Source organism: Sphingomonas sp. Leaf9, assembly GCF_001421355.1.
GTDB lineage: Bacteria > Pseudomonadota > Alphaproteobacteria > Sphingomonadales > Sphingomonadaceae > Sphingomonas.
On sequence record NZ_LMKC01000002.1, the window covers coordinates 704,644 to 730,070 of the forward strand.

The 25,427-nt window shown below is 67.5% G+C and carries 22 protein-coding genes; 11 read left to right on the plus strand and 11 right to left on the minus strand.

Annotation, left to right across the window (positions count from 1 at the left end):
* The first annotated feature begins 40 nt into the window (after positions 1-40).
* The gene (gene guaA / locus ASE58_RS07265) at positions 41-1,597 is read left to right on the plus strand and encodes a glutamine-hydrolyzing GMP synthase (RefSeq protein ID WP_055819652.1); all 1,557 of its coding nucleotides are present in this window, start codon (positions 41-43) and stop codon (positions 1,595-1,597) included.
* A gap of 173 nt (positions 1,598-1,770) precedes the next feature.
* Here the strand turns inward: guaA and ASE58_RS07270 are convergent, their stop codons facing one another.
* The 5 genes from ASE58_RS07270 to ASE58_RS07290 all read right to left on the minus strand — a co-directional run bounded on the left by ASE58_RS07270 (position 1,771) and on the right by ASE58_RS07290 (position 6,425).
* Positions 1,771-3,129, minus strand: a complete 1,359-nt coding sequence (locus tag ASE58_RS07270; RefSeq protein WP_055819203.1) for a sensor histidine kinase — start codon at positions 3,127-3,129, stop codon at positions 1,771-1,773.
* On the minus strand, positions 3,126-3,845 hold the full coding sequence (locus ASE58_RS07275) for a response regulator (protein ID WP_055763368.1): 720 nt from the start codon (positions 3,843-3,845) through the stop codon (positions 3,126-3,128). Before ASE58_RS07275 ends, ASE58_RS07270 begins: the two co-directional genes overlap by 4 nt.
* A gap of 74 nt (positions 3,846-3,919) precedes the next feature.
* Positions 3,920-4,378 (minus strand): EF-hand domain-containing protein, encoded by a 459-nt coding sequence (locus ASE58_RS07280; RefSeq protein ID WP_055819206.1) that lies wholly within the window; start codon positions 4,376-4,378, stop codon positions 3,920-3,922.
* A gap of 118 nt (positions 4,379-4,496) precedes the next feature.
* Positions 4,497-5,189, minus strand: a complete 693-nt coding sequence (locus tag ASE58_RS07285; protein ID WP_055819655.1) for a glutathione binding-like protein — start codon at positions 5,187-5,189, stop codon at positions 4,497-4,499.
* 63 nt (positions 5,190-5,252) lie between these two features.
* Positions 5,253-6,425 (minus strand): SGNH/GDSL hydrolase family protein, encoded by a 1,173-nt coding sequence (locus tag ASE58_RS07290; RefSeq protein WP_235515899.1) that lies wholly within the window; start codon positions 6,423-6,425, stop codon positions 5,253-5,255.
* Between the two features lie 302 nt (positions 6,426-6,727).
* On the opposite strand from ASE58_RS07290, the gene ASE58_RS07295 reads away from it, so the two are divergent.
* Positions 6,728-7,618 (plus strand): PAS domain-containing protein, encoded by an 891-nt coding sequence (locus ASE58_RS07295; RefSeq protein WP_162233513.1) that lies wholly within the window; start codon positions 6,728-6,730, stop codon positions 7,616-7,618.
* A gap of 19 nt (positions 7,619-7,637) precedes the next feature.
* Here ASE58_RS07295 and ASE58_RS07300 read toward each other — a convergent pair whose 3' ends face one another.
* Both ASE58_RS07300 and ASE58_RS07305 read right to left on the minus strand, forming a co-directional pair.
* On the minus strand, positions 7,638-9,266 hold the full coding sequence (locus ASE58_RS07300) for a pilus assembly protein TadG-related protein (RefSeq protein WP_055819212.1): 1,629 nt from the start codon (positions 9,264-9,266) through the stop codon (positions 7,638-7,640).
* Positions 9,267-9,282: 16 nt separating this feature from the next.
* Complete coding sequence (locus ASE58_RS07305) at positions 9,283-9,819, minus strand: TadE/TadG family type IV pilus assembly protein (protein WP_055819215.1); 537 nt, start codon at positions 9,817-9,819, stop codon at positions 9,283-9,285.
* 289 nt (positions 9,820-10,108) lie between these two features.
* Between ASE58_RS07305 and ASE58_RS07310 the strand changes: the two genes are divergently transcribed.
* Genes ASE58_RS07310 through ASE58_RS07325 form a run of 4 tightly spaced genes read left to right on the plus strand, consistent with a single transcriptional unit; the run spans position 10,109 to position 14,143 of the window.
* Positions 10,109-11,110 carry an SGNH/GDSL hydrolase family protein gene (locus ASE58_RS07310; protein WP_235515900.1) on the plus strand — a complete coding sequence of 334 codons (1,002 nt, stop codon included), beginning with the start codon at positions 10,109-10,111 and terminating at the stop codon, positions 11,108-11,110.
* Entirely contained in the window at positions 11,110-12,378 is a 1,269-nt protein-coding gene (locus tag ASE58_RS07315) for a GDSL-type esterase/lipase family protein (RefSeq protein WP_055819222.1), read from the plus strand. Before ASE58_RS07310 ends, ASE58_RS07315 begins: the two co-directional genes overlap by 1 nt.
* Positions 12,379-13,785, plus strand: coding sequence for an MBOAT family O-acyltransferase (locus ASE58_RS07320; protein ID WP_055819226.1), 1,407 nt, complete (start codon positions 12,379-12,381; stop codon positions 13,783-13,785).
* A 13-nt stretch (positions 13,786-13,798) separates the two neighbouring features.
* Positions 13,799-14,143, plus strand: coding sequence for a hypothetical protein (locus tag ASE58_RS07325; RefSeq protein WP_055819229.1), 345 nt, complete (start codon positions 13,799-13,801; stop codon positions 14,141-14,143).
* Between the two features lie 143 nt (positions 14,144-14,286).
* Here the strand turns inward: ASE58_RS07325 and ASE58_RS07330 are convergent, their stop codons facing one another.
* Together ASE58_RS07330 and ASE58_RS07335 are read right to left on the minus strand one after the other, a co-directional pair.
* On the minus strand, positions 14,287-14,805 hold the full coding sequence (locus ASE58_RS07330) for a cell wall hydrolase (RefSeq protein WP_055819232.1): 519 nt from the start codon (positions 14,803-14,805) through the stop codon (positions 14,287-14,289).
* Between the two features lie 411 nt (positions 14,806-15,216).
* Complete coding sequence (locus ASE58_RS07335) at positions 15,217-16,107, minus strand: LysR substrate-binding domain-containing protein (RefSeq protein WP_055819234.1); 891 nt, start codon at positions 16,105-16,107, stop codon at positions 15,217-15,219.
* 107 nt (positions 16,108-16,214) lie between these two features.
* Between ASE58_RS07335 and bla the strand changes: the two genes are divergently transcribed.
* On the plus strand, positions 16,215-17,081 hold the full coding sequence (bla, locus tag ASE58_RS07340) for a subclass B3 metallo-beta-lactamase (protein ID WP_055819663.1): 867 nt from the start codon (positions 16,215-16,217) through the stop codon (positions 17,079-17,081).
* A 92-nt stretch (positions 17,082-17,173) separates the two neighbouring features.
* On the opposite strand, the gene ASE58_RS07345 is transcribed toward bla, so the two are convergent.
* A complete protein-coding gene (locus ASE58_RS07345; RefSeq protein WP_055819665.1) occupies positions 17,174-17,668 on the minus strand; it encodes a GNAT family N-acetyltransferase in 495 nt (164 codons plus the stop codon).
* A gap of 94 nt (positions 17,669-17,762) precedes the next feature.
* Between ASE58_RS07345 and ASE58_RS07350 the strand changes: the two genes are divergently transcribed.
* On the plus strand, positions 17,763-18,164 hold the full coding sequence (locus ASE58_RS07350; RefSeq protein WP_055819237.1) for a YbaN family protein: 402 nt from the start codon (positions 17,763-17,765) through the stop codon (positions 18,162-18,164).
* Here the strand turns inward: ASE58_RS07350 and ASE58_RS07355 are convergent.
* Positions 18,131-20,710, minus strand: a complete 2,580-nt coding sequence (locus ASE58_RS07355; protein WP_055819240.1) for an ATP-binding protein — start codon at positions 20,708-20,710, stop codon at positions 18,131-18,133. The genes ASE58_RS07350 and ASE58_RS07355 overlap by 34 nt on opposite strands.
* Before the next feature lie 359 nt (positions 20,711-21,069).
* Here ASE58_RS07355 and ASE58_RS07360 point away from each other — a divergent pair, with 359 nt between their 5' ends.
* Genes ASE58_RS07360 through ASE58_RS07370 form a run of 3 tightly spaced genes read left to right on the plus strand, consistent with a single transcriptional unit; the run spans position 21,070 to position 25,427 of the window.
* Positions 21,070-21,627 carry a PAS domain-containing protein gene (locus ASE58_RS07360; protein WP_055819243.1) on the plus strand — a complete coding sequence of 186 codons (558 nt, stop codon included), beginning with the start codon at positions 21,070-21,072 and terminating at the stop codon, positions 21,625-21,627.
* Complete coding sequence (locus ASE58_RS07365; protein ID WP_055819246.1) at positions 21,620-25,066, plus strand: CheR family methyltransferase; 3,447 nt, start codon at positions 21,620-21,622, stop codon at positions 25,064-25,066. Before ASE58_RS07360 ends, ASE58_RS07365 begins: the two co-directional genes overlap by 8 nt.
* Positions 25,059-25,427, plus strand: a complete 369-nt coding sequence (locus ASE58_RS07370; RefSeq protein ID WP_055763400.1) for a response regulator — start codon at positions 25,059-25,061, stop codon at positions 25,425-25,427. Before ASE58_RS07365 ends, ASE58_RS07370 begins: the two co-directional genes overlap by 8 nt.

Here is a 25,427-nt window from a genome sequence, read left to right on the forward strand (position 1 = left end):
GCGGGGCTGGCACCCGCGCGGCGCTCTGCTATCGGGGGGCATGAACGAGACCCCCGATTCCATCCTCATCGTCGACTTTGGCAGCCAGGTGACGCAGCTGATCGCGCGTCGCGTGCGCGAGGCCGGAGTCTATTCCGAAATCGCCCCGTTCCAGAAGGCCGAAGAGGCGTTCGAACGGATGCAGCCGAAGGGCGTGATCCTGTCGGGCGGCCCGGCATCGGTGTGCGACGAAGGGTCCCCCCGCGTACCGCAGGCGATCTTTGACTCCGGCGTCCCCGTGTTCGGCATCTGCTACGGCCAGCAGGTGATGACCGCGCAGCTGGGCGGGAAGGTCGACAAGGGCAATTCGGGCGAGTTCGGCGAGGCCTATATCGAGGTCGGCGACGATTGCGCGATGTTCGACGGGCTGTGGGAAAAGACCGAGCGGCACCAGGTGTGGATGAGCCATGGCGACAAGGTGACCGCGCTCGCCCCCGGTTTCCGCGCGGTGGCGACCAGCCCCGGTGCCCCCTATGCCATCGTCGCCGATGACGAGCGTCGCTATTACGGCGCGCAGTTCCATCCGGAGGTGGTGCATACCCCCGATGGCGGCAAGCTGATCGCGAACTTCGCGCGCCATGTCTGTGGCCTCGCCGGCGACTGGACCATGGCCGAGTTCCGCGATGCCAAGATCGCCGAGATCCGCGCACAGGTGGGCGATGGCAAGGTCATTTGCGGCCTGTCGGGCGGGGTCGATTCGTCGGTCGCGGCGCTGCTGATCCACGAAGCGATCGGCGACCAACTGACCTGCGTATTCGTCGATGGCGGCATTTTGCGCGCGGGCGAAGCCGAACAGGTCGTCAGCCTATTCCGTGGCCATTACAACATCCCGCTGGTCCATGTGGACGCGCAGGACCTGTTCATGGACGGGCTGGCCGGGGTCACCGATCCCGAAGCCAAGCGCAAGTTCATCGGCAAGACCTTCATCGACGTGTTCGAGGCGGAGGCGAAGAAGATCGGCGGCGCGCAGTTCCTGGCGCAAGGTACGCTGTATCCGGACGTGATCGAAAGCGTCAGCTTCACCGGCGGCCCGTCGGTGACGATCAAGAGCCACCACAATGTCGGCGGCCTGCCCGAGCGGATGAACATGGCGTTGGTCGAGCCGTTGCGCGAACTGTTCAAGGACGAGGTGCGCGCGCTGGGTCGCGAGCTGGGCCTGCCGGACGTCTTCGTCGGCCGCCACCCGTTCCCCGGACCCGGCCTTGCCATTCGCATTCCAGGCGAAGTGACCCGCGAACGCTGCGACATCCTGCGCAAGGCGGACGCGATCTATCTCGAGGAAATCCGCAACGCCGGGCTGTACGACACGATCTGGCAGGCGTTCGCCGTCCTGCTGCCGGTGCGCAGCGTCGGCGTGATGGGCGACGGGCGGACCTACGACAATGTGCTGGCGCTACGGGCGGTCACGTCGACCGACGGCATGACCGCACAGGCGTTCCAGTTCCCCGGCGACTTCCTGCCGCGCGTCGCGACCCGGATCATCAACGAGGTGAAGGGCATCAACCGCGTCACCTATGACTACACGAGCAAGCCTCCGGGTACGATCGAGTGGGAATGAAGCGGAGAGGCGATCGTCCCCGCTTCATTCGCCCCGCGCAAGCGGGGTGGTGACTGGGACTCCGCCTAAGCCGTCACCCCGGACTTGATCCGGGGTCCCGCTTCTTCTGCTGCCGTCGAGAAAAAGCGGGACCCCGGGTCAAGCCCGGGGTGACGTGGGGGGCGGGGGTAGCCCTATCGCGGCAACCGGATCGTCGCGTTCAGCCCGCCGCCGTCGCGGTTCACCAGCGTGATCTCGCCGCCCGCATCGCGCACGATCGCGCGGGCGAGCGCGAGGCCCAGTCCGATCCCGCCGGTGCCGCGGTTGCGCGAGGTTTCCAGCCGGGTAAACGGATCGAACACCGCCTCCACCCGGTCGGCCGGGATGCCCGGACCATGGTCGGCGACCACGATCGCCACCGACCGGGCAGTCGTCTCCACCCGCACCTCCGCCGCGCCGGCATATTTGATCGCATTCTCGATCAGGTTGCGCACCGCGCGCCGCATCAGATTGGGGCGCAGGTGTAGCGGCACGCGCGCCGCCTCGACGAAATCGACGTCGTGGCCAAGGTCGCGAAAGTCATCGACCACCGCATCGACCAGCGCCGCCACATCGACATCGGTCGCCGCCTCGCTCGGTCGGCCCAGTCGCGCCAGCGACAGGATATCGTCGAGCGTCGCGTTCATCTCGTCGATCGTCTCGACCATCCGCGCGCGGTCGGTATCGTCCTCGACCGATTCGACGCGGACGCGCAGCGCGGCGAGCGGGGTGCGCAGGTCATGGCCGATCGCGCCCAGCATCCGGTCCTTTTCATCGACCATCGCATTCACCCGCTGGCCGAGGTCGGTGAAGGCGGAGATCAGCAGCCGCACGTCCTGCGGCCCCGACGGTTCGATCGCGGGCAGGGGCCGGGCGGGATGAAAGGCGCGCGCCGCCCCGGCGAGCAGGCGCAGCGGCTTGGCGATGCGGCGTCCGATCCACAGCACCGGCAGCAGCACGATGACATAGAGGATGAAGGTCTGCGCCAGCAGCTGCCACAGCAGCCCGCGCTCGGCCATCGGCCAAGGGGTGTGCGATACCAGCCAGCCTTGCCCAGGCAGTTCGACCGACGCGTCGAGCACCGCGCCCATCCGCCGCAGTCGTTCCGCCCGGCGGCCGTTGATGCCGCGCGCGGCAATCTCATCCTCGTCGATCGGGCGGATATGCGCGGCGATGGTGCCGACGCGAATACCCGCTTCGGCAAAGCCCGACCGGATCGCATCCTCGACATCGCGTTCGGGATTGCCGCGCAGTACCGGTGCGCGATCGGTGACGAGGCGCACTCCGCGCATCCGGTCACGGGGCGTCGCGACCGGCTGTCCGGGGCGCGGGGCGATGCGGCGTTCGGCGGCGTCGATCAGGCGGGTGACGGCGGGCAGGGTGATTTCGGCGAAGCGGAATGCCCGTCGCTCCCGCAGCAGCAACCCGAAGTTCAGCGCCTGCGCAACGAACAGCGCGACCGCGACCAGCAGCGCGATCTGCCCCGGCAGGCTGGTCGGCCACAACCGCTTCACAGGCGCGTCACCTCGGTCGCCAGCGTATAGCCGCCGCCCCAGACGGTCTTGATGATCTCCGGATTGCGGACGTCGTTCTCGATCTTCTTGCGCAAGCGGCTGACCTGATTGTCGATCGCGCGGTCAAACGCCGCCGCTTCGCGCCCCTGGGTCAGGTCGAGCAGCTGGTCGCGGGTCAGCACCTGGCGCGGGCGGGTGACCAGCGCGTGGAGCAAATTATATTCGCCGGTCGACAGCGGGACCGATACGCCTTCGCGGTCGACCAGCGCGCGCTCGCCGGTCTTCAGCACCCATCCGGCAAAGGCGAACGATCCGGCCTCCGGCGCGTGTTGCCGCACCGAACCGCCCGCCGTCCGCCGCAGTACCACCTTGACCCGCGCCGCCAGTTCGCGCGGGGAGAAAGGCTTCACGACATAATCGTCGGCGCCCATTTCCAGCCCGACGATGCGGTCGGTCTCCTCGGTACGCGCGGTCAGCAGGATGACCGGCGTCTCGCTCGTCTCGCGGATATGACGGCACAGTGACAGCCCGTCCTCGCCCGGCATCATGATGTCGAGGATCGCGAGATCGATCGCATAGGCGTTCAACCGCGCGCGCGCACCCTCCGCATCGCCCGCCTGGGTGACGCGAAAGCCCTGTTTGGTCAGGTATTGGGCAAGCGGTTCGCGGATCGATCGTTCGTCGTCGACCAGCAGCAAATGGGGAATATCGGCCATGTCGGACATGCTACGCGGCCCCTCCAGACAAGGAAATACCGGGCGACGTGGTGGTAACGTCGCCCGGCAAAGGATTATTCGGCCGGTTCGCCGCCGCGCCGCGCCATGCGCTGGTCGCGCCACTGCTTGCGTTCGGCGGCATCGACCCGGCCGTCGTGATTTGCGTCCTGCCGGTCGAACATGCGGGTGGCGACTGCGCGAAACTCTTCGCGGGTGACCACGCCGTCCTTGTTCGCATCGGCGCGCTCCAGCATCCGTCCGCCGCCGCCGTGATGGCCGCGCCCTGGCATCGGCGTCTGGCCATCGGCGGTGCCGCGCGGCCGTTCGGGCTGGGCGGCGCGTTCGGCGGCGCTGATCCTGCCGTTGCGATCGGTATCGAGCGCGTCGAAGCGGCGGTCGGCACGTGCCAGCGCCTCTTCACGGGTCAGCACGCCATCGGCCATCGGCCGGGGCGGCTGCGGCGCGGTCTGCGCGGTGACGATGGTGGGGAGGGCAATACCGGCGAGCGACGCGGCGACGATCAACGAACGCATGGGGGCAACCTTTCGACAAAGGGGGCGCACCCCCGGTGGAGAATGCGCCCCTTGTCGTCGCCAATTGTCGCCAGCCTTTGTCGGCGATCCACTGCTTTGTCGCAGTGTGTCGCAAGCGTCAGTTCTTGGCCGGCGTTCCGAACAGGTTCTGGCGCTGTTCGTCGGTCATCGGCTTGCTGCCGTCGTTCACCGCCTTGCCCTTCGCATAGGCGGTGACGGTCGCCGGGCGGGCGGCGATGGCGTCGAACCAGCGCTTGAGGTTGGGGAAGTCTTCCAGCTTCTGCCCTTGCGCTTCGTACGGCACGATCCACGGATAGGCCGCCATGTCGGCGACCGAATAGTCGCCGGCGATGAAGTCGCGGTCGGCGAGGCGTTTGTCGAGCACGCCGTACAGCCGCGCGGTCTCACGGACGTACCGCTCCTGCGCGTAGGGGATTTTTTCGGGGGCATAGATGTTGAAGTGATGGTTCTGCCCGGCCATCGGGCCAAGGCCGCCCATCTGCCACATCAGCCACTGGATCGCGTCATAGCGGCCCACGGCGTCGGCGGGCAGGAACCGCCCGGTCTTTTCGGCCAGATACAGCAGGATCGCGCCCGATTCGAAGATCGACAGCGGTGCGCCGCCGCCCAGCGGTTCGTGATCGACGATCGCCGGCATCCGGTTGTTCGGGGCGATGGCGAGGAATTCGGGGCGGAACTGTTCGCCCTTCCCGACATCGACCGGGTGGATGGTGTAGGGCAGGCCCGCTTCTTCGAGGAACAGCGTGATCTTGTGGCCATTGGGCGTGGGCCAGTAGTGCAGGTCGATCATGGAATCGCTCCGATGCTTCAGGACCTGCGCCACATGGGGAGCGCCTGCCCGCCGGCCAAGGCGTCAGCGGGCGAACAAGGTCAGCGGCACCGCATCGGCCATGGCGCGATACCCGTCCATCGACGGATGGAGATGGTCGCCGGAGTCATAGGCGGGCAGCAGCCGGTCGGGCCGGGCCGGGTCGCGCACCACCGCATCGAAATCGATCATCGCATCGAAATGGCCGGGGGTGCGGATCCACGCGTTGATCGCCTGTCGCGCGGCTTCGGCGGCGGCGTCGGGGTGGTAATAATCGTTGCCGGCGAAGGGGGTGATCGTGCCGCCGATCACGGTCAGCTTCAACGCCCGCGCGCGCGCGACGATCTGGCGGTATCCTGCGATCATCTGCTGCACCTGCGCCTGGCGTTCCGCGACACTGGCTAGCCGTTCGCGGCCCAGTCGGCCGAGATCGTTGACCCCTTCGAACAGGATGACATAGCGGGCGCCCGGCTGGCTCGCGACGTCGCTGTCGAAGCGGGCGAGCGCGTTGGGACCACTGCATTCCGCCAGCAGGCAGTTGCCGCCGATGCCGTGGTTGAGCACCGCGACCCCTTTGGTGCGCGGTGTGGCGGACAGGCGGCGGGCAAGGCCATCGGTCCAGCGCAGGTTGCGCCCGTCGGTTACGCCGTATCCATCGGTGATCGAATCGCCGAGTGCGACGATGGCGCGGGCGGCAGGCGCCGCAGCAACCTCGACCGCGGCGATCTGGAACCACCGTTCGACCGGGGCCGCATCCGCCAGCGCGGCGTCCGCCAGCCGGTCGCCCGCCGCGATCCAACTGCGGGTGCGTGCGCCGGGGTGACCAGTCTGCTGGGTCGGCGGGCTGGGGAAGCGGGTGGTGATGGCCAGATCGGACAGGGGCTCGGCAACAAATTGCACCGGATCGGACCAGAAATCCGCGCCGGCTGGGATGTCCACGTCGGCGCGGCCGCCGAAGGTCAGGGGCCGGTCGCTCGCCGGCAGGATCGCGGGCGCGGCGGGGCCGGCGGCGAGCGCGATATGGGCACCGGCGATGCGCAGCGGGGTCGTGCCGAACCGGTTGGTGAACCGCACCCGTAGCGCGCTGCCGCCCAGCGTCAGTCGGACGATCTGGCGCACCGTGGCGACCCCGCCCCCCGTGACCGGCAGGGATTGCGCGGTGGTCGTGGGGATGGGGGAGGTCGTCCAGCTCGCGACCCAGCGTGGGGGCTGGGCCACCGGCCTGGCCGATACGGCAGGCGCGGCGGCGACGAGCGACAATAGGGCCGCCGCGATCCCAAGTCCGTGCAAGCTACTTCCCCCCAACATCACGAACAGGCTATCGCGCATGAGATAGGGTCACAAGTGTATAACATTGTTTTTCTTGGCGGTTCCAACTGTATCACCCGAAACCGATCCGCTACTGATCAATTTCAATACCTAATATGGGGCATCGGTGTGTGTAGCCGATCATTAGGAAACAGGACGACAAGCGGGCAACAGGGAGAACCACTATGCCAGGTCAGGGTGGCGACGTGATCATGCGGAACGAATCCGACCAGCCGACCGTGTCGTCGGCGGACTTCGCGCGACGGTTCGGTCAGCTACGCCAGATGCAGGACGACGAGGCGATCTTCGTCACGCATCACGGTCGTGCCACCCATGTCCTGACGACGGTGCGCCATTATACCGCGCTGAAGGATGGCGGCGCCGAAGGTCGCAGCGATCCGGTCGCGGCCCCGCCCAGCCTGCAGGACTTTGCCAATTGCCTGACGATCGGCGTGGTCATGATCGATTACGACATGCGCGTGCTTGCCGCCAATCATGTCGCCCATGCGCAGCTCGACCGGCAGGAGGGCGAACTGGTCGGGCAGCGCATCTTCGAAACGATCCCGGCATTGCGGGGGTCGCTGGTCGAAACCTATGCCCGGCGCGCCGTCGCCAGCCGGGAACCCAGTTCGGCGGAGATTCCGTCGCTGTTCCGCCGCGACAACTGGATCCGGGTCGATATCCACCCCTTTGTCAGCCACATCACGATCCTGGTCCACGATATCACCGAGGACATGAAGCGGCATCGGCTGGCCGATGCGCGCCAGTCGCTGCGCGAGGCGATCGCGGTGCATGACGGGATCGGTTATGTCTGCCTGAACACACGCGGGCATATCGAACGGGTGGAGCCGACCTTTTGCGAGATGGTCCGCCTGTCCGACGAACGGCTGCACCATGTCGCCATGGCAGATCTGGTGCCGGTGGCGCACCGCGTGGCGTTTCGCGAGGCGCTGGACCAAGTGCTGAGCGGCGAGGGTGCGCGCACGATCGACAGCGCGCTGCTGTCGAACGATGGCGCGGCGGTGGCGGTGCGTGTCACGATCGCCGAACTGCGCGGCATTTACGGCAATGAAGGCGCGATCGTCCTGCTGACCCGGCGGTAGCGGACGATCCGTGCGGTGGTCAGCCGACCAGGACCGGCGTGCCGCACCGCACGCCGTCGATCCGCACATCCGCCTGCCCGACATGCACCCCGGCCAGCGCGCTCACCTGTCCCACCACCAGGTCCAGCGCCGGCGCGACCGCACTCAAAGTACTGCCGAGCGTGCTGGTGAGCAGCCCGCCCGACAGCCCGATGCCGAGCACATTGGCGCGAATGTCGACGTTGCGCAGCAGGCTGCTGGCGACGCCCGCAGCGATGTCGTTGGTCGACACCGACTTCATGACATTGCCGTTGATCTCCGCTGCCGAGAAAGCGACGCGTTGCGCCTGCACGCCGCCCAGCTGCACATCCGCCTGACCGGTCAGCGACGCCAGCGGCAGGGTGACGAGGCGGGCAGGGCGCAGCGTCATCGGCTGCTGGAAATAGGGGAGCGCGGCGGGGTCGAGGTCGGCGATCGCCGCGCGTCCGACCGACGGCGTGACATCCAGCGCGACGGTGGCGTTCGCAGGCCCGCCGCGACAGCCGATCTGCGCCAGCCGCGCCTCCGCAGAGGCCAGTTCGACATAGATCGGTACGCGCACCGAACCGAGGCTCAGCGGCGCGTTCAATAGCTGGATATCGATCCATAGCCGCGTCTGCGCGCTGCGCACGACGGTCTGCCCCGCTTCGCCGACCGACAGCCACGGGCTGCTGGCCGGACGCTCGCCGATCTGCAGCCACAACCGCGTCTGGCCGATACCGGGAATCCCCAGGTCGACATTGCTCTGTACCTGCCGCGTGCCGCTGGAAATCTGCAGGGCTTCGCGCAGGAACGCATAGGCATCGGTGTTTACCGGGCGCAGCGGATCGGCGACCGCGCGACTGCCCAGCGGGCCGAGGTCAATGATCGTGTCCAGCCGGACGTTGCGGTTGGGCAGCTTCGCCGCGACCGATCGCAGGATCTGGGCCGCCGCGCTGTTGGTCGTCGACCCGGCCATCGCCGTCACCAGTTGCGGCAGGGCGATATCGGTCGCCAGCACCTCATCGAAACTCGCCACCTGTATCCCGGCGCTGGTCCGCAGCAGCTCGGCGGTCTTGAGCAGGTCGACCTGTGCCGACACCAGCGCGTTGTAATCCATCACCGACAGCGACAATTCGCTGCCCGCCAGCTGCGACAGCAGCGCGCCGGGCAACCCGCCCTGCACCGATGCCAGCCGGGTACCGATCGAAAATCCGGCAAGGTCGATCCGTGCCGCCGTGGCGCGGGCGCCGATCGTCACCGCGCGATTGCCGAACACCTGTGCAAAGACCGGCTGGACCCGGCTTTCCAGCGAGACCTGCGCCGCATTGCCCGGCGCACCATTGGCGAGGAATCGCGCATCGACCGCCAGTCGCGGATCGCGGGTGAAGCGACCGGGCGTCATCGTCACCAGTCGCGTCGCATTGTCCGGCGACAGCGCCACCGCCGCCTGCGCCCGCGCGGCCGCATTGTCGAGGTCGGCCGCCGCGGCCAGTGCCGCAGCATCGGCCGCCCCCTGCAATCGTCGTTTTTCCAGAAAGAGCGTGGCGGTATCGATCCCCAGTACCGCCGTGCCCGCCAGCATCGTCAGCCCGCCGGCCAGGATCATCGCGACATTGCCGTCGCGCGCCCGTGCCAGCCGCCGGATCATGTGCCCCCGCATCGCGTCAGAACCCCGCCAGCACGACGCTGGCCTGTCGCCGGATCGTCGTCGTCGCGGCGGGCACGATCGGCAGTTTCAGCAACGGATTGGCCGATCCGTCATAGGCGACCTTGACCGTCAGTTGCCGCCCGTCGTCATCGACCTTCAGCGTGATTTCCTCGCTGCGGATGCCATAGCTGCGCGACAGGGTCTGCAACGCCGCCTGGGTGGCGAGCGAGGCGCGTTCGGATGTGGTGATGCCGGCCAGCGCGGCACGGGCCCCTTCGTTGGCGCTTTCCTGCACGACATGCGCCATCGCCAGCCAGCTGCCGCCGCTGACGATCCCGAACAGGAAGATGGTCAGGATCGGCAGCGCCAGCGCCAGTTCGATCACCGCCGTGCCGCGCCGATCCCGCACCAGGTGCCGCCACCACCGCCCGATACGCAATTTGCGCAACGCTTGTCCGGGAGCGGCGCTGCCCACGACGCGGCGATGCGGCGGCGTCCTTGCGATGGCGGCGACCCTGGTACCCGATACGCTGGCGAAGGTGGTGGGGATCATACTGCGCTCCTTCCATGACAAGGATAGCGCGACGCGGATGACCCGCCGGTTGCGGATAAATAATTGCAATATATCGCATTTTGCGGGACAAAAACGACCAGCCGGCGACGGTATACGATTTTGCGGGAGCGGCTGGTGTTCGCCCCGCCGATGCGGCCCGTCATGGTGACGCGGCATCATGGCGCGCGGCAGGGGCAGGCGTCTTGCCGAGGTTGGCGCGAGGCGTTACCCGCTGTCGCCATCGGCCCGCGACAGGCGGGTCGTCCCAGATGTGAACGGGTATCGATACGTGACTGCTGCCAATCGAGCGACGGAATCCAGGCTGTGGTGGCTGGGGGACCGGATGGCGGTGCTGGTCCTCGGCCTGATCGCCGGGTTCATCGTCGGATTGTCCTTTGCCGGCGGCGGGCGGATCGCGTTGCCCGAAGCGCCGACGCCGGGTGCCGCACCCGCAGCGCCGGGGACGCCCGGGACCGCCCCGACCGGCAGCGACACGGCATTGCCGACGCCTGCCGCACCGACGCCTGTTGCGCCGACGGTCGCCGCGCGCACGGTCGACGGGCCGATCGACCCGCAGGTCATCGCCCGCATGAAGCGCGACGGCGTGCTGCGGGTGGGCGTGTTCGGCGACAGCTTCGGCAACGGCATCTGGGACGCGCTGTATCGCCAATTGCCCCAGGATGACGGGTTTGAGGTGCTGAAGTTCGCCAAGGAAGCGACCGGCTTTACCCGTTACCGCGTCCTCGACCTCGAACAGCGCGCCCGTGAACAGCTGAAGGCACAGCCAATCGACGCGGCGGTCATCAGCTTCGGCGCGAACGACGCACAGGCGGTGTTTGCCGACGGCCATCTCCACCCGTTGATGAGCGATGGCTGGAAACAGGTGATCGGCGACCGGATCGACGCCTTCGTCGCGACGATCCGTTCGACCGGGGCGGTCGTCTACTGGGTCGGGTTGCCGGTGATGCGCGATCCCAAGATGGATGCCGAGATGCAGGCGATGGATGCCTTCTATGCCGATCATATGCGCCGGCTGGGCGTGCCGTTCCTCGATTCCCGTCCGCTGACGTTGGATGCGGAGGGCAAGTACAATGCCTATCTGCCCGACCTGAAGACCGGCAAGCCGATGCTGATGCGCACCGGCGACGGGCTGCACATGATCGGCGTCGGCTATCAGCGGCTGACCAACAGCGTCGCCACCGACCTGCGCCGCTATGCCGAGCGTGCCCGGCGCGAGGCGGGGCGCCCGCTGCCGACGCCGACCCCGACTCCTGCCGGGGCCGCACGCTGATGTCCGCGCTGTTCGCCCTCGCGCTGGCGCAGGCCGCGACCGCCCAGTCGTGCATCGGCGGGCTGTGCGATGCCGAACGGCTGCGCCCGTTTCTGGAAAAGCTGTCGACCGCGCGCGGCGCGCCCGAGCCTGTCCGCATCTTGCAGATCGGCGACAGCCATACCGCCGGCGATCAGATTACCGGGAGCTGGCGCACCGCGTTGCAGGCACGCTATGGCCGCGCCGGACGCGGCGCGCTGCCACCGGGGCGGCCCTATGCCGGCTATCTGACCCGCGACATCACCGCCGGACAGTCGATGGGGTGGAGCGTCAACGGCATTTTCGGTGCGGCCTATTCGTCCAGCAGCAACATCCGGCTTGGGCTGAGCGGCTACAGCCTGACCAGCGAACAGCCGGGTGCGACGCTTACGCTCAGCGCCGATAGCGGGCGGACCTTCGACCGGTTGACCGTCTGCGCGCTGAGCGGGCCGGGGCAGGGCAGCCTGCAACTGAGTCTGGGCGCAGCGGTGGTTTCGTGGTCGCTGGCCGGGGCGGAAGCCGGCAGCCGGTGCCGTACGCTGGACGGGAATGGCGAGGCGACGATCGCGTCGGCGACGGTGATCGGCGGCCCGGTCACGATCACGTCGTGGAGCACCGAACGCCAGTCGGGCGGTGGCGTTATCCTGTCCAACCTGGGCACGGTCGGTGCGCAGTTCGTGCATTTCGGCCGTACCGACGACCGCGTGGTCGCGACCGAGCTGGCGGCGTATCGCCCCGACCTGATCGTCGTCGCCTATGGCACGAACGAAGCGTTCCGGCCGGGCTTTTCGGCGAGTGTGTACGAAGCGTCGCTGCGATCCGACCTGACGCGGCTGCGCCGCCTTGCGCCCGGCGTGCCGATGCTGCTGGTCGTCGCGCCCGATTCCGCGACCAAGCTGCCGGCGCTGCAAAGCGGCGAAAGCGGTACCAGCAGCCCGTGCACCGGCAGCGGTGAATGGCGCCCCACCGCCGCGCTGTCATCGGTGCAGGCGATCCAGCGGCGACAGGCCAAGGCATTCGGCATCGCCTATTGGGACTGGGGCCAGCGCATGGGCGGCCGCTGTGTCGCCGATGGCTGGACGCAGGGGGCCAGCCCGCTGATGCGCGGCGATCACGTCCATTTCACCAGCCGCGGCGGCGCGGAGATCGCGCGGTTGCTGCAGGCCGATCTGGACGCGGCGATGACCCGGATCGTCGGCACGGCCCCATCGGTCGATCCGGCCACTGCCTATCCGACGACGGCGCGCTAAATGCTGTTCCCTACGCTCAGCTTCGGGCTGTTCTTCCTTGTCGTCTATGGCGTCGTCTGGTCGCTCGGGGCGTCGAACGAGTGGCGCAAGATCGCGCTACTGCTCGCCAGCTGGTTCTTCTATGGCGCGTGGGACGCGCGGTTCGTCGCGCTGCTGTTCGTCTCCGCCTTCGTCAACTGGGCACTGGCACAGGGGATCGTGCGCAGCGATGACGACCGCACCGGCCGCGCGCTGGTGACGGTCGGTGTCGTCGCCAATCTGGGGGTACTCGGCTATTTCAAATATGCGGGCTTCTTCCTCGAACAATTGACCGCCTTGCTGACCCCGCTCGGGTTCGGGCGCGACCTGCCGCTGTTGCAGGTGGTGTTGCCGGTCGGTGTGTCGTTCTTCACCTTTCAGGCGATCTCCTATCTGGTCGACGTCCATCGGCGGCGGATTCCGGCGGCGAACCTGCTCGACCTGACGCTGCTGATGTCGTTCTTCCCGCATCTGGTCGCAGGACCCATCGTGCGCGGCGCCGACCTGTTGCCGCAGTTCCGCCGCGTGCCGACGATCGATCGCGGGACGGTCGCCGCCGCGCTCCTGCTGATCCTGTGGGGGCTGTTCAAGAAGGCGGTGATCGCGTCGCAGCTGGCCGGGGCGCTGGTCGATCCGGCGTTCTTCGATCCGACAAGCCGGTCGAGCTTCGACCTGCTGATCGGGGCGTACGGCTATGCGGTGCAGATCTATTGCGACTTTTCCGCCTATTCCGACATGGCGATCGGGCTGGCGGCGCTGCTCGGCTACACCTTCCCGCGCAATTTCGACCAGCCGTACCGCGCCGCCTCGCTCCAGGATTTCTGGCGGCGCTGGCACATCAGCCTGTCGAGCTGGCTGCGCGATTATCTCTACATTCCGCTGGGCGGCAGCCGGAAGGGGCCGGTGCGCACCTATATCAACCTGTTCCTCACGATGTTGCTGGGCGGGTTGTGGCATGGTGCCAGCTGGGCGTTCGTGATCTGGGGCGCGCTGCACGGCGGGTGGCTGGCGATCGAGCGGTTTTGGGCGCGGCACCGTCCCGCCGGCCTGCCGATGGCACCGCGCTGGGCCGGTATCTTGCTGACCTTCCACATCGTCGTGCTCGGCTGGATATTCTTCCGCGCGCAGGGCGAGGGGGAGGCGTTCGCCTATCTGGGGCAGCTGTTCGCCGGCGACTGGCGCAACACGCTGGTCACGCCGCTGTCGCTGGTGCTGGTCGTCATCGGCCTTGCCATCCACGCGATGCCGGCGGGCATCCTCCAGCGGCTGGCGGCGCGGGTGCGCCATCAGGCGGCACCGGTCATCGGCCTTTCGCTGGGCGTGCTGATCCTGATCGTCGACGCGATGCGGCCCGAGGGGGTCGCGCCGTTCATCTATTACCAGTTCTGATGGGAGGCCCCGCGTGACCACTGGCGCCGAACAGGGCGAAATCGTCGAGGTCGGATCGCCGGTGCAGGTCGCGTCCGATCCGGTCGACGGCGTGCGGCCATGGGCATGGATGACGACGATCATCGCCACCGCGACGCTGTTCCTGGGCCTGTTCAACGCCCATGCGATCGCGGCATGGTTCGACGAATTGCCGCCGTCGCCCTATACCGAACCGTTGCGTGCGCCGATCGCGGCATGGGCAGCAACGACCGCCTGGCTGGGACTGGATACGCCGCGTGCGGCGGTACGCAGCCGCTGGGAAAAGGCGCAGGCGGCGCGGTTCGGGAGCGAGCAACCGGGCGAGGACGGCGCGCAGTAACACCGGGCACCTTAAACAGAACGCTCTCGGCAAGATCGAAGCTGCTCGAACCGAGCGGAAAGGCACAAGCCACAAACGGCAACGCCCGCGCGAGCAGGGCTCAGCGCGGGCGTTGCGGGGTTCCTGCTAAGGGCAGGAGCGGTTCAGCGGTAGAAGGTGTGGTCGGCGATCTGCGCGACGCGGGTGCGCTTCGGGAACGATGCACCGGCCGAATGGAAGAACAGCGCGCCCGGAGCAACGTCTTCGTCCTTGCCGGCCAGCGTGCGCTTGGCGATGTCGACGGCGGTGTTCCAGCGGCCATTGTTGCGCGGGGGGTCATAGGCATCGACGTTGAAGAACTGGCCACGCTGCTTGACGACGCCACAGGCGCTGCTGGCGAAGCGGCCGCTCTTCATGCGGGCGCGGATGACCTGGGCGACGGCCTGCTGGCCCTTGTGCGGCTGGTTGCCGGCTTCGTGCACCACGACCTTGGCGACGCATTCGACTTCAGACTTGTCGAGATTGGCGACGTCCGCATCGGCGGTTTCGGTCGGGGCTGCCTCGACAGCAGCGTTTTCGGTGGGGAGCGGCTGCACCACCGGGGTCGGCGATGCGAAGGTAACGGGAGCGGGGGCGATCGGTGCCGGTTGCTGTACGACCGGGAGTTCGGGATCCGTGTTCATCGCGACATGTGCGCTCGCTACGCCACTTGCCGCCGTCAGGCTCCACAACACCAATACGGACCAACGCTTATTCATTCCAACGCATCTTTTGTGCGCAAGGGTGCCCGCCATCGGCCGCAGAAACGCGGACAAAAGGAAGCGGCCGTCGGGAACCCCCACGTCTCGCCGTCCAACTTCCGCTTCTTGGTAGAGGGCGGATCGCCGGATCGGCTGAAAACTGGACGTCCCTTCGCGCCGGCGCGGCAAACTGTCAACGCGACCACCGTTCATCGGCGACGAACCGTTGGTTCCATCCGATCAATCCACGGCCGAAACGACAAATCAAGCGACCGTAAACGCGCAGAAACCATGTTCCTGTCGCGGCATTGTCGCGAATCGTCTTTAGAATCGGTCGGCCACTGCTCGTTCAGACTATTGCGGCTGTTCGGCGCGTTCGTCCGAAAAACTGTCGAGCAACCATCGGCGAAATTCGACCATTGCCCGCCCCGGTGGCCGGGATTTCAGCCGCGTCAGCCAATAGCCATCGGTCGCCGTCTGCGTGGCGAAGGGCCGCACGATCCGTCCGCTGTCCAGTTCGCGGCGAAACATCGCCGGCGGGGCGAGCGCGACCCCTTCGCCGAGCATCGCCGCCTGTACCATCACCAGCGATGAATCGAACAACGGCCCATGCAGCGCGCCGACCTCCAACCCGGCCGCTGCGAACCACGCCGGCCAGTCCTGCGCGCGATAGGAGCGCAGCAGGGTGGTGCGCAGCAGGTCGGCCGGGTGGCGCAGGCTCTGTGCGACGGCGGGCGAACATAGCGGCGTCAGCGGCGCGGGGCAGATCGCATCCGCCGCCACGCCATGCCACGCGCCGTCGCCGAAGCGGATCGCCCCGTCCAGCCCCTCGGCGACCAGATCGACCTGGTTGTTGTTGGTCAGCAGGCGCAGGTCGATCCCCGGACAGGCGGCGCGAAACGCCGGTAGCCGTTCGAGCAGCGCGCCGACCGCAAAGGTGCCGACCGCACTGACCGTCAGCACCTCGCGCACGATGCCACTGTCGAACCGGTCGAACAGCCGGTCGATCGCCCCGAACGATTCGACCAGCGTCGGCGCCAGCGCCATGCCTTCGTCGGTCAGCAGCAACCCGCGATTGGACCGGCGGAAGAGCGTGACGCCGAGGCGCGCCTCCAGCGCCTTGATCTGGTGACTGACCGCCGCCTGCGTCACGCACAGTTCGTCGGCGGCGCGGGTGAAGGACAGGTGGCGTGCCGATGCCTCGAACGCGCGCAGGGCATTGAGGGGGACCGGTGCGCGCGCCATCGAGACTGAGATTTCCTAAGGATCGAACCAAGATATGATCCTTTGTCCCCCCGCCGGATTTCGGTCAATTGCCCTGCTAATACGAAGCGCGCGAGGGGATGGCCGGCATGGGATATCGCACATTTTTCCGGGGATGGCTGGCGCTGGGCGCGGTGCTGGCGAGCGGGTCGGCGCTGGCGGCCGATCCGCCCGAATGGACTACGCCGACCGAACCGTTCCGCATCGCCGACAATCTCTATTATGTCGGGACAAAGGGGCTGGCGGCCTATCTGATCGTGTCGCGCGACGGGGCGATCCTGATCGACGGGCCGATGGATCGCAATGTCGCGTCGATCGAACGCAATATCCGGCGGGTCGGCGTGCCGCTTGATCGGGTGCGCGTGATCGTCAGCAACCATGCCCATGACGACCATGTCGGCGGCATCGCCCGGATCAAGCGGGACACCGGCGCGCGTTTCCTGGCCAGCGCGGGGGATCGATGGGCGCTGGAGCATGGGACCACCCGGGGCGATACCAACTATGGCGTGCGCCGCTATCCGGCGGTCAAGGTCGATGGTGTGATCCGCGATGGCGAGGTCGTGCGGATGGGCGACATCGCGCTGACCGCGCATCTGACGCCCGGCCATACGCCCGGCTGCACCAGCTGGTCGATGGTCGCGCGCGATGCCGGCAAGCTGCGCCGGGTGTTCTTTCCGTGCAGCATCACCGTGGCGGGCAACCGGCTGGTCGGCAATCGCGGTTATCCCGGGATCGTCGCCGATTTCCGGGGGACCTTCGCCAAGCTGGCGACGATGCGTGCCGACATCGTGCTGCCGGGCCATCCGGAGGCCGCCGATGTCATCGAACGCGGTGCGCGCCGCCGGGCGGGGCAGGCGGACGCGTTCGTCGATCCCCGGCTGCTCCCCCGGATGGTGGCGGAAAAACGGACAGCGTTCGAGGCGGAGTTGCGCACCGCGCAGCGCGGCGCGCGCTAGAGCGGTTTCCGACCATCCTGCACCACCGTCATCACCCTGCGGGCGACCGCTGACGCGGCGGTGATCCGACATGGTCGGAAACCGCCCTGGGATCAGGCGTCGGGCGGCCCGTCGCCCGGCGAATGCAGCATGTCGCCATAGATGCCGGTATCCGAACCGGGAATGGCGATCACGTCCAGCCATCGGCGGTAAAAGGCTTCCGGCCCGACGCCGCCGATGATCGCATAGCCATATTCCATGGCGCGCATGTCGTTCAGCGTCGCGAACAGCAATCCCTCTCCCACGCCCAGCCCGCGCGCGGCGGGATCGACGCCGGTCGGGCCGAAAAAGCCGCGCATGCTGCAGTCGTAGCAGGCAAAGCCGAGGATCGCCGTCTCCTGCACCGCGATCCACAAGGTCGTGACCGGACGGGTAAAGGCGCGGGCGGCCTCGCTCTCCCACGCATCGCCGAACTGTGCTTTGACCCATGACAGGACGAGGTGTCGTTCGGCCGCCATCGCCCGCCGGATCGCGATGCCGCGGTCGGCCAGTGCCGCGCGAGGGGCGATGGCGGGCAGGTCGTACAGGCGGACGAGCAGGTCGGTCATGACGGCATCTTCCATGCTGTCGGCGCGACAGGCAAGGGCCGGGCGATCGCAAAGCCGGTATCCGCTGCGAACCGATCGCGATAGGGTGGGGGCCATGACGCCGCGCCCACCCGTTTCCGTTCGCCTTCGCCTGACGCGATGGGGCTGGGTCGTGCTCGGCTGGTCGTTCGTGCTGCTCGGCTTTATCGGCGCGCTGTTGCCGGTGATGCCGACGACGATCTTTCTGATTTTGGCGGCGGGCTGTTTCGCACGCGGATCGCCCCGGTTGGAGCGCTGGCTGCTCGATCACCCCCGGTTCGGGCCGACGCTGACGGCGTGGCGGCGCGATCGCGCGATCGGGCGGCGGGCAAAGGCGATGGCCTGCGGCGGGATCGTGAGCGGCTATGCGCTGTTCCTGTTCGGCGCGCGGCCGGGCGTCGCGCTGGCGCTGGCGGTCGCGGCGTTGATGGCCGGTTGTGCCGCCTATATCGTGACCCGGCCCGCCCCGACCGGCTGAGCGATTTCGGTCACGATCAACGGCGCGGTGAGGGTGGTCAGGCTGATTTCCAGCTCGGCATTGCGGAACGGCTTCGTCAGGCGCGGAATGTCGGCGTCGACCCCGTCTTCGTCGGCATAGCCCGACACGATCAGTACCGGCAGTGCCGGATGGCTGAGGCGCAGCCGACGGGCGAGGTCGGCACCGCTCATGCCCGGCATCAGGTGGTCGGTAATCAGCACGTCGGGCGCCAGCCCCTCGTCGATCAGCCGCAGCGCCTCCTCGGCCGATGCCGCCTCCACCACATGGTAGCTGAGGTCGGCCAGCATGTGCGCGGTGCTCATCCGCACCAGATCCTCGTCATCGATCAGCAGCGCGGTGCCGAGCCGGGCGGGGAAGGGTTGGCTGTCGGCCGGGCGTTCCTCGTCGCACGGCGCGATCATGCTGACCGGCAGCCACAGGCAGATCGTGGTACCGACGCCGGGCGTGCTGTCGATGGTCAGCCCGCCACCCAGCTGCGCGGTCAGGCCATGGACCATCGATAGGCCAAGGCCGGTGCCCTTGCCCACGCCCTTGGTCGAAAAAAACGGTTCGATCGCGCGGCGCAGCGTGTCCTGATCCATGCCGCAGCCGGTGTCGCCGACCCGCAGCCGGATATAATGGCCGCGGGCCAGCCCGGCGATCTCGCCCGAACGCACATTCTGCCGGGCGGCGGCGATGGTCAGCGTGCCGCCATCGGGCATCGCGTCGCGGGCATTCACCGCAAGGTTCAGCAGCGCCATTTCCAGCTGGTTCAGATCGGCATGCGCCGGTGGCAGGTCGTCCAGTTCAATGCGGACGGCGATGGTCGGGCCCAGGGTGGATGCGATCAGCCCGGTCATGCTGTCGATGACCTTCGCCACGTCGACGCCGGTCGGTTGCAGCGGCTGGCGCCGGGCAAAGGCCAGCAGCCGCTGTACCAGCATCTTGGCGCGTTCGGCGGATTGCAGCGCCCCTTCGATCAGGCGGCGTTCGCGATCGGTGCCGACGCCCTTGCGCACCAGCATGTCGAGCGAGCCAATGATCGGGGTCAGCAGATTGTTGAAATCATGCGCGACGCCGCCGGTCAGGCTGCCCATCGCCTCCATCTTCTGGCTCTGGCGCAGCGCGTCGCGGGCGACCTCCAGATCGGCCTCGCGCTCCTTCGCTTCGGTCAGGTCGCGGCCGACCGCGACGAAGTTCAATCCGTCGGCTTCGGGAGCGACGGTCCATTCGATGTGCTTCCACCCGCCGGTGCGCGTCGCGATCCGGTTTTCGAACCGGGTCGGGCGACGGGTCGCGGCCATCTGCGCGATCGCGGCCGAGGTGTGCGGTTCGTCGTCGGGATGCATGAAATTGACATAGCCGCGCGAGAGCAGTTCCCCCTCGCTCCAGCCCAACACCCGCGTCCATGCCGGGCTGGCCGCCGAGATCATTCCGTCATAGCCGGCGCGGGCCAGCATATCCTGCGACAGGTTCCACAGCCGGTCGCGCTCGGCCGACCGGATCGCGACCTGTTCCTCCAGCGTATCGTTAAGCTGGCGCAGTTCCTCTTCGGCGCGGGCGCGTTCGACGGCAGTCTTGACCCGTTCCCCGACCTCCTGGACCAGGCTTTGCTCGGCGGCGGTCCAGGCGCGGGGCGTGGCGGACTGCACTGCCAGCACGCCGACCCATTCGGTTTCGTCGAACAATAGCACGTCGATGAACGCCCCGACCCGGCGCTGGGCGAGGCCGGCGCGCGTCGTGTCGCTCAGCGGGCTGGCCGGTACATCGGGCATGACGATTGGTGCGCCCGAGCGATAGGCGTCGAGCAACCCCGGCCCGAACTGTGCCAGCGAATGCGCGCCGGTGAGTGAATGCACGCCATCGCAATAATCATGGTCGACCCGCATCCGCAGGTCGCTGCCGATCTCGGCATAAAATGCGCGGTTGACGTTCAACCACTGGCCCAGCCGGACGGCGGCCAGCTGCATGATTTCGCTGCGGGTGCCAAGCGGGCGCAGCGCGTCGGCCAGCGACAGCAGGAAGTGCGTCCGGCGGGCATGCGCGACGCGATCGGTCGTCTCGGCCAGGATGCAGATGACGCCCGCCGGTTCGCCGTCTTCGCCGAGGACGGGCGAATAGTCGAGGTCCATCCACACCCGCTCCGGAGAGCCGTTGCGGTATAGTGTTACTTCCTGATCCTGATAACGCAGCGTGCCGCCCGCCAGTCCGACCCGCATTACATGGTCGTTGAAAGCGGCGGCTTCCGGCCACCCTTCGCGGAAATTCGATCCCAGCAGCTGCGGGTGCCGCCCGCGGGCAAAGGCTGAATAGGCATCGTTGTAGAGCATCACCCCGTCGACGCCCCACAGCATCACCATCGGCACCGGCGAGCGCAGCATCAGCGCGGTGGCGGTCTTCAGGCTTTGCGGCCAGCCGGTGATCGGACCCAGCGGCGTTGCGTCCCAATCGAGCGCCGCGATCAGCGCCGCACATTCCCCGCCACCTGCCAGAAAGGCGAAATGGCGCGGATGCGGCGTGGTTTCGACGATGCGTAGGTCCGGCATGGGAAGCGAAATATCCTGCAATAACGTCGACCCGGAAAGACCGGCCGCGCCGGAATTGCCATAGACGTTGGGTGGCATGATAACGCAAACGTCCTTTTGAGCAAACTGCCGGAAACAGATAACGCGGGAATACCGCTTGCGGGCGCGCGTATCTTTTCGGGACCGATCGTTCCTGCGCGCCTGCGGCTTTTGGGGAACAGTTTTGCCGGTCGCCCGGCGACTGCTTCGCGATCTGTCCTGCTGAGGTACAACGGCAGTCTTGCACGGCGGATGCGGACCCCAACTTATCGGGGCGGGCGGCTTGTTATTCTGCCGATTTTGCGCGTAATCGGGTCGTTGATTTAGAGATCGGAATTTGCGTGCCGTCGGACCTGCCCAGAGCGCTTGTCGAATATTTTGAGCAGTCGCGGGTCGCGCTGGCCCTGGCAGCGGCAGAGGGCGACAACCACCTGGTGCTGGTGAACCCGCCGTTCAGCCGCCTGACCGGGTTCGAACCCGAGGATGTCGTCGGCCGGAATTGCCGGATGTTGCAGCGCGATGCGGCCAATGCCGAACCGCGCGCGCGGCTGCGCGAGTTCCTGTCCCGGCCGACCCAGCCCAATGTGCGTACGCCGATCGTGAATTTCCGCAAGGACGGCAGCCCGTTCGTCAACCTGCTCTACATGTCGCGACTGAACTCGATCGACGGCCGGACCCGCTATATCTTTGCATCGCAGTTCGACGTCAGCCGGTCGCAACCCGAAATGCTGGCCGATTATGACGCACAGCTTGCCGCCACGCTCGGCCGGCTGGTCCCCATCGCCGACGATGCGGGGATCGTGGTCGAGGGCACCTTGATGACCATTGCCAACAGCGCGGCGATCGTGGCGCAGGCAAAGATGATGCTCGCCGATCTCGAGGGCACCCCCGATGCATGATGTCGTCTCGACCAAGGCGGAGGCCATGCCGGCGTCGCCCGCCAGCGTGCCGGTGGTCGGCATTGGGGCGTCGGCCGGGGGGCTGGAGGCGCTGCGTGAAATGCTCGCGCCCGCCAAGCGGCCGACCGGCCTCGCCTTCGTCGTGGTCCAGCATCTCGATCCGAACCACGAAAGCATGCTGGCGCAGCTGCTCGACCGCAATACTACGCTGGCCGTGCTGCAAAGCTCGGGCGGCGAGCGGATCGAGGCCGATACCGTCTATATCATCCCGCCCGGCCGCGGCCTTGCCATTCGCGACGGCGTGCTGGAGCTGACCGATTTCCAGCAGCCGCGCGGGCTCCGCCGGCCGATCGACGATTTCTTCCTGTCGCTGGCGGGCGACCAGCAGGCGAATGCCGCCTGCGTCATCCTGTCGGGGACCGGCGCCGACGGCACCACCGGCCTGCGCGCGATCAAGGAAAATGGCGGCGTCTGCGTCGTGCAGCAGCCCGAAAGCGCGCGCTATGACGGCATGCCGCTGTCGGCGGTCGGCACCGGCATGATCGATTTCGTAAAGCCGCCGGGCGAAATCCTCCATTGCCTTCAGGCGTTCTTTGGCCGGCGCGGTTCCGACCCGATCGAGCCGGAGGCGAATGTCGTCGCCGATCATGTCGATGAAATGTGCCGCGTGCTGCGCACCGCCATCGGCCATGATTTTTCGGGCTACAAGCGCTCGACGCTGGTCCGCCGGGTCGAACGGCGGATGCATGTGCTGGGCATCGATACCGGGCGTGCCTATCTGGCGCGCATCCGCAGCGATGCGGGCGAGTGCGAGGCGCTGTTTCGCGACCTGCTCATCAACGTCACGCGCTTCTTCCGCGATGCCGATGCGTTCGAGGCACTGCGGACGCGGGTGGTCGAGCCGTTGATGGCGGATCGCCCGGCGGACGAGGATATCCGCGTATGGGTGCCCGGCTGTTCGAGCGGAGAGGAAGCCTATACCATCGCGATGCTGTTCGCCGAGGCGGCGCGCAAATCGGGGTCGCCGCTGGCGGTGCAGATTTTCGCGACCGATATCGACGAACAGATGCTGGGGATCGCGCGCGAAGGCAGTTATCCCGCCGCCGCGATGGCCGACGTGCCGGCGCACTTACGCGAACGCTACACCGTGCCCCATGCCGAGCGGTTCACCATCGCCGCCCCGATCCGCGACATGATCCGCTTTTCCAGCCACAGCCTGGTCAAGGACCCGCCCTTTTCGCGGCTCGACCTGGTGTCGTGCCGCAACCTGCTGATCTATTTCGACGACCGGTTGCAGCAGGCGGTGCTGCCGCTGTTCCATTACGCGCTGCGCCCCGGCGGCTTCCTGTTCCTCGGCACGTCGGAAAGCGTCGGGCGGTTCGAGCATCTGTTCCTGTCCGTCGACCAGCAGGCCCGCCTGTTCGAGCGCGGCCCCGGCGCGCCCAGCTATCCGATCGACCTGCCCGGCAGTCAGCGTCAGCCGCTGCCACGGCGCGAGCGGGATGCGCGCGGCGACACGACGGCGCTGGGCAGCGAGGCGCTGGCGACCCGGCGCGTCGTCGAACGCTATGCCCCGCCCAGCCTGATCGTCGACCAGGATGGCGGGATCATCTCCGCCTATGGCAAGCTCAGCCGCTATTTCGAATTTCCGGTGACGCGTACCGGCGGCAGCAGCGCGGTGAACCTGGCCCGGCCGGGCCTGCGCAACGTCATCGGCCCGCTGCTGCGGCAGGCGCGCGACGAACGCCGCCGGGTGATCGCGCGCGATGTCGCGGTCGAAACCGATTACGGCACCCAGCCGGTCGAGGTGATCTGTGACCCGCTGGGCGACGGCACATTGTTGTTCGTGTTTCGCGACACCGGCCCGTTCGTGCCGTCCGATCCGGGCGAGTTGCAGGACCTCGAACCCAGCGACGACCATCTGGAATCGCTGGAAGACGAGCTGCGCCTGACCCGCCACCGGCTGCGCTCGGCGATCGAGGAGCTGGAGACGGCGAACGAGGAGTTGAAAAGCTCCAACGAAGAAATGATGTCGATGAACGAGGAGCTTCAATCGACCAACGAGGAACTGTCGACGGTCAATGACGAGCTGAAGAGCAAGGTCGACCAGCTGACCGTCGCCAATTCCGACCTGCGCAATTTCTATGAATCGACCGAACTGGCGGTCGTGGTGCTCGATGCCGACCTGAAGGTGCGCAGCTACACCGACGCCGCGACCCGCATCTTTCCACTGAAGGCCACCGATCGCGGTCGCCCGCTGACCGATGTCGCCAACCGGCTGGAGGACGCGGCGCATCTGGCGGATGCACGCGCCGTCGCGGGCGGGGCATCGCCGGTGCAGCGCCGGGTGCGGACCAGCGATGGCGAGCATGTCTTTTCGCTCCGGGTACTGCCCTATCGCACCCAGACCGGCGAGGTCGACGGCGCGACGCTGGTGCTGACCGAGATTACCGACGCGCTGGCGCTGGAGCGGCAACTGGCGGCGGAGCGCGAACGGCTCGACCTGGCGATCAAGGCGGCGGGAATCGGGGTCTGGGAATATTGCCCGGAAAATGGCGAGCTGGTGCTCGACCCGGCCGAACGGCAGCTGTTCGAGGTCGCGTCGGACGCGACGCCCCGTATCGAGGACCTGCTCGGCCGGATCGACGCCGACGATCTGCCAAAGGTCGAGGCGGCCCTGCGTCGCGTGATCGAACGCAGCGGCGATTATGAGTCGACGTTCCGCGTGTGCCGCAGCGACGGGCAGACGCGCTGGGTAAAGGGCTTTGGCCGGGTCGTCGGGGGCAGCGCGCCGCAGCGCCTGGTCGGCGTGTCGATCGACGTGACGCCCGAATATGCACTGGCCGAAACGCGCGAGTTGATGCTGCGCGAGATGAACCACCGGGTGAAGAACCTGTTCGCGGTGATCGCCGGGATGATTACCATGGCGGCGCGGTCGCACGACGACCTGCGCACCTTTGCCGACGATATCCGCCGCCGGATCGCCGCGCTCGGATCGGCGCATTCGCTGGCGTCGCCCGCCGGACAGCCCCATGCGGTCGGGCTGGACGATATCGTCGCCACCACGCTGGCGCCCTATCGCGACCACGCACGGATCGAAATCGATGGTCCGGTCGTTGCACTGGACAGAAGCTGTCTGTCGCCTTTGGCGCTTATTCTCCACGAATGGGCAACCAATTCGATCAAATATGGTGCGCTGGGCAGCGATGGGGAACGGGGCCTGCGGGTATGCTGGCAGGTCGGGGAAGACGGGATCGTGCTGACATGGACCGAGGATGCGAAGGATACGGGCGATCTATTGCCGGGCAAGCGTGGGTTCGGATCGGTGCTGGTCGAAACCAGCGTTCGGCAGTTGCGCGGGACGATGACCGCCGGAATGGCGGACGGGCAGTTGCGGATGGAAGTGCGGCTTCCGGCTGGCGTGTTGCTGCGTGACTGATCCCGTATTGCTCGTCGAGGACGAGCTGTTCATCGCGCTGGACGTGCAGGCCACCATCGAGGCGGCGGGCTTCGCGGTCGAGGGACCGTGCATGACGCTGGTCGAGGCGCAGGAGGCGGTCGAGCGTCACAACGCGGCCTTTGCCGCCGCCGTGCTGGACGTGCGGTTGGCCGATGGGACGGTGTTCCCGGCGGCCGACCGGCTGCACGCTGCCGGGGTCCCGCTGATCTTTCATTCGGGGCACGCCGACGATGCCGACCTGCGGCAACGCTATCCCCGCGCGATGGTGTGTCCCAAGCCGAGCGCTCCCGAAGCGCTGTCGGAGGCGATCCGCCGCTGCGCAGCGCTGAACGGCGGTTGA

Excerpts from the sequence above, each read along its gene's own strand:
- guaA (WP_055819652.1), top strand. The coding sequence starts at position 41 with ATGAACGAGACCCCCGATTCCATCCTCATCGTCGACTTTGGCAGCCAG.
- ASE58_RS07275 (WP_055763368.1), bottom strand. The coding sequence starts at position 3,845 with ATGGCCGATATTCCCCATTTGCTGCTGGTCGACGACGAACGATCGATC.
- ASE58_RS07280 (WP_055819206.1), bottom strand. The coding sequence starts at position 4,378 with ATGCGTTCGTTGATCGTCGCCGCGTCGCTCGCCGGTATTGCCCTCCCC.
- ASE58_RS07285 (WP_055819655.1), bottom strand. The coding sequence starts at position 5,189 with ATGATCGACCTGCACTACTGGCCCACGCCCAATGGCCACAAGATCACG.
- ASE58_RS07295 (WP_162233513.1), top strand. The coding sequence starts at position 6,728 with ATGCGGAACGAATCCGACCAGCCGACCGTGTCGTCGGCGGACTTCGCG.
- ASE58_RS07300 (WP_055819212.1), bottom strand. The coding sequence starts at position 9,266 with ATGATCCGGCGGCTGGCACGGGCGCGCGACGGCAATGTCGCGATGATC.
- ASE58_RS07305 (WP_055819215.1), bottom strand. The coding sequence starts at position 9,819 with ATGATCCCCACCACCTTCGCCAGCGTATCGGGTACCAGGGTCGCCGCC.
- ASE58_RS07315 (WP_055819222.1), top strand. The coding sequence starts at position 11,110 with ATGTCCGCGCTGTTCGCCCTCGCGCTGGCGCAGGCCGCGACCGCCCAG.
- ASE58_RS07320 (WP_055819226.1), top strand. The coding sequence starts at position 12,379 with ATGCTGTTCCCTACGCTCAGCTTCGGGCTGTTCTTCCTTGTCGTCTAT.
- ASE58_RS07330 (WP_055819232.1), bottom strand. The coding sequence starts at position 14,805 with ATGAACACGGATCCCGAACTCCCGGTCGTACAGCAACCGGCACCGATC.
- ASE58_RS07335 (WP_055819234.1), bottom strand. The coding sequence starts at position 16,107 with ATGGCGCGCGCACCGGTCCCCCTCAATGCCCTGCGCGCGTTCGAGGCA.
- bla (WP_055819663.1), top strand. The coding sequence starts at position 16,215 with ATGGGATATCGCACATTTTTCCGGGGATGGCTGGCGCTGGGCGCGGTG.
- ASE58_RS07345 (WP_055819665.1), bottom strand. The coding sequence starts at position 17,668 with ATGACCGACCTGCTCGTCCGCCTGTACGACCTGCCCGCCATCGCCCCT.
- ASE58_RS07350 (WP_055819237.1), top strand. The coding sequence starts at position 17,763 with ATGACGCCGCGCCCACCCGTTTCCGTTCGCCTTCGCCTGACGCGATGG.
- ASE58_RS07355 (WP_055819240.1), bottom strand. The coding sequence starts at position 20,710 with ATGCCGGACCTACGCATCGTCGAAACCACGCCGCATCCGCGCCATTTC.
- ASE58_RS07365 (WP_055819246.1), top strand. The coding sequence starts at position 21,620 with ATGCATGATGTCGTCTCGACCAAGGCGGAGGCCATGCCGGCGTCGCCC.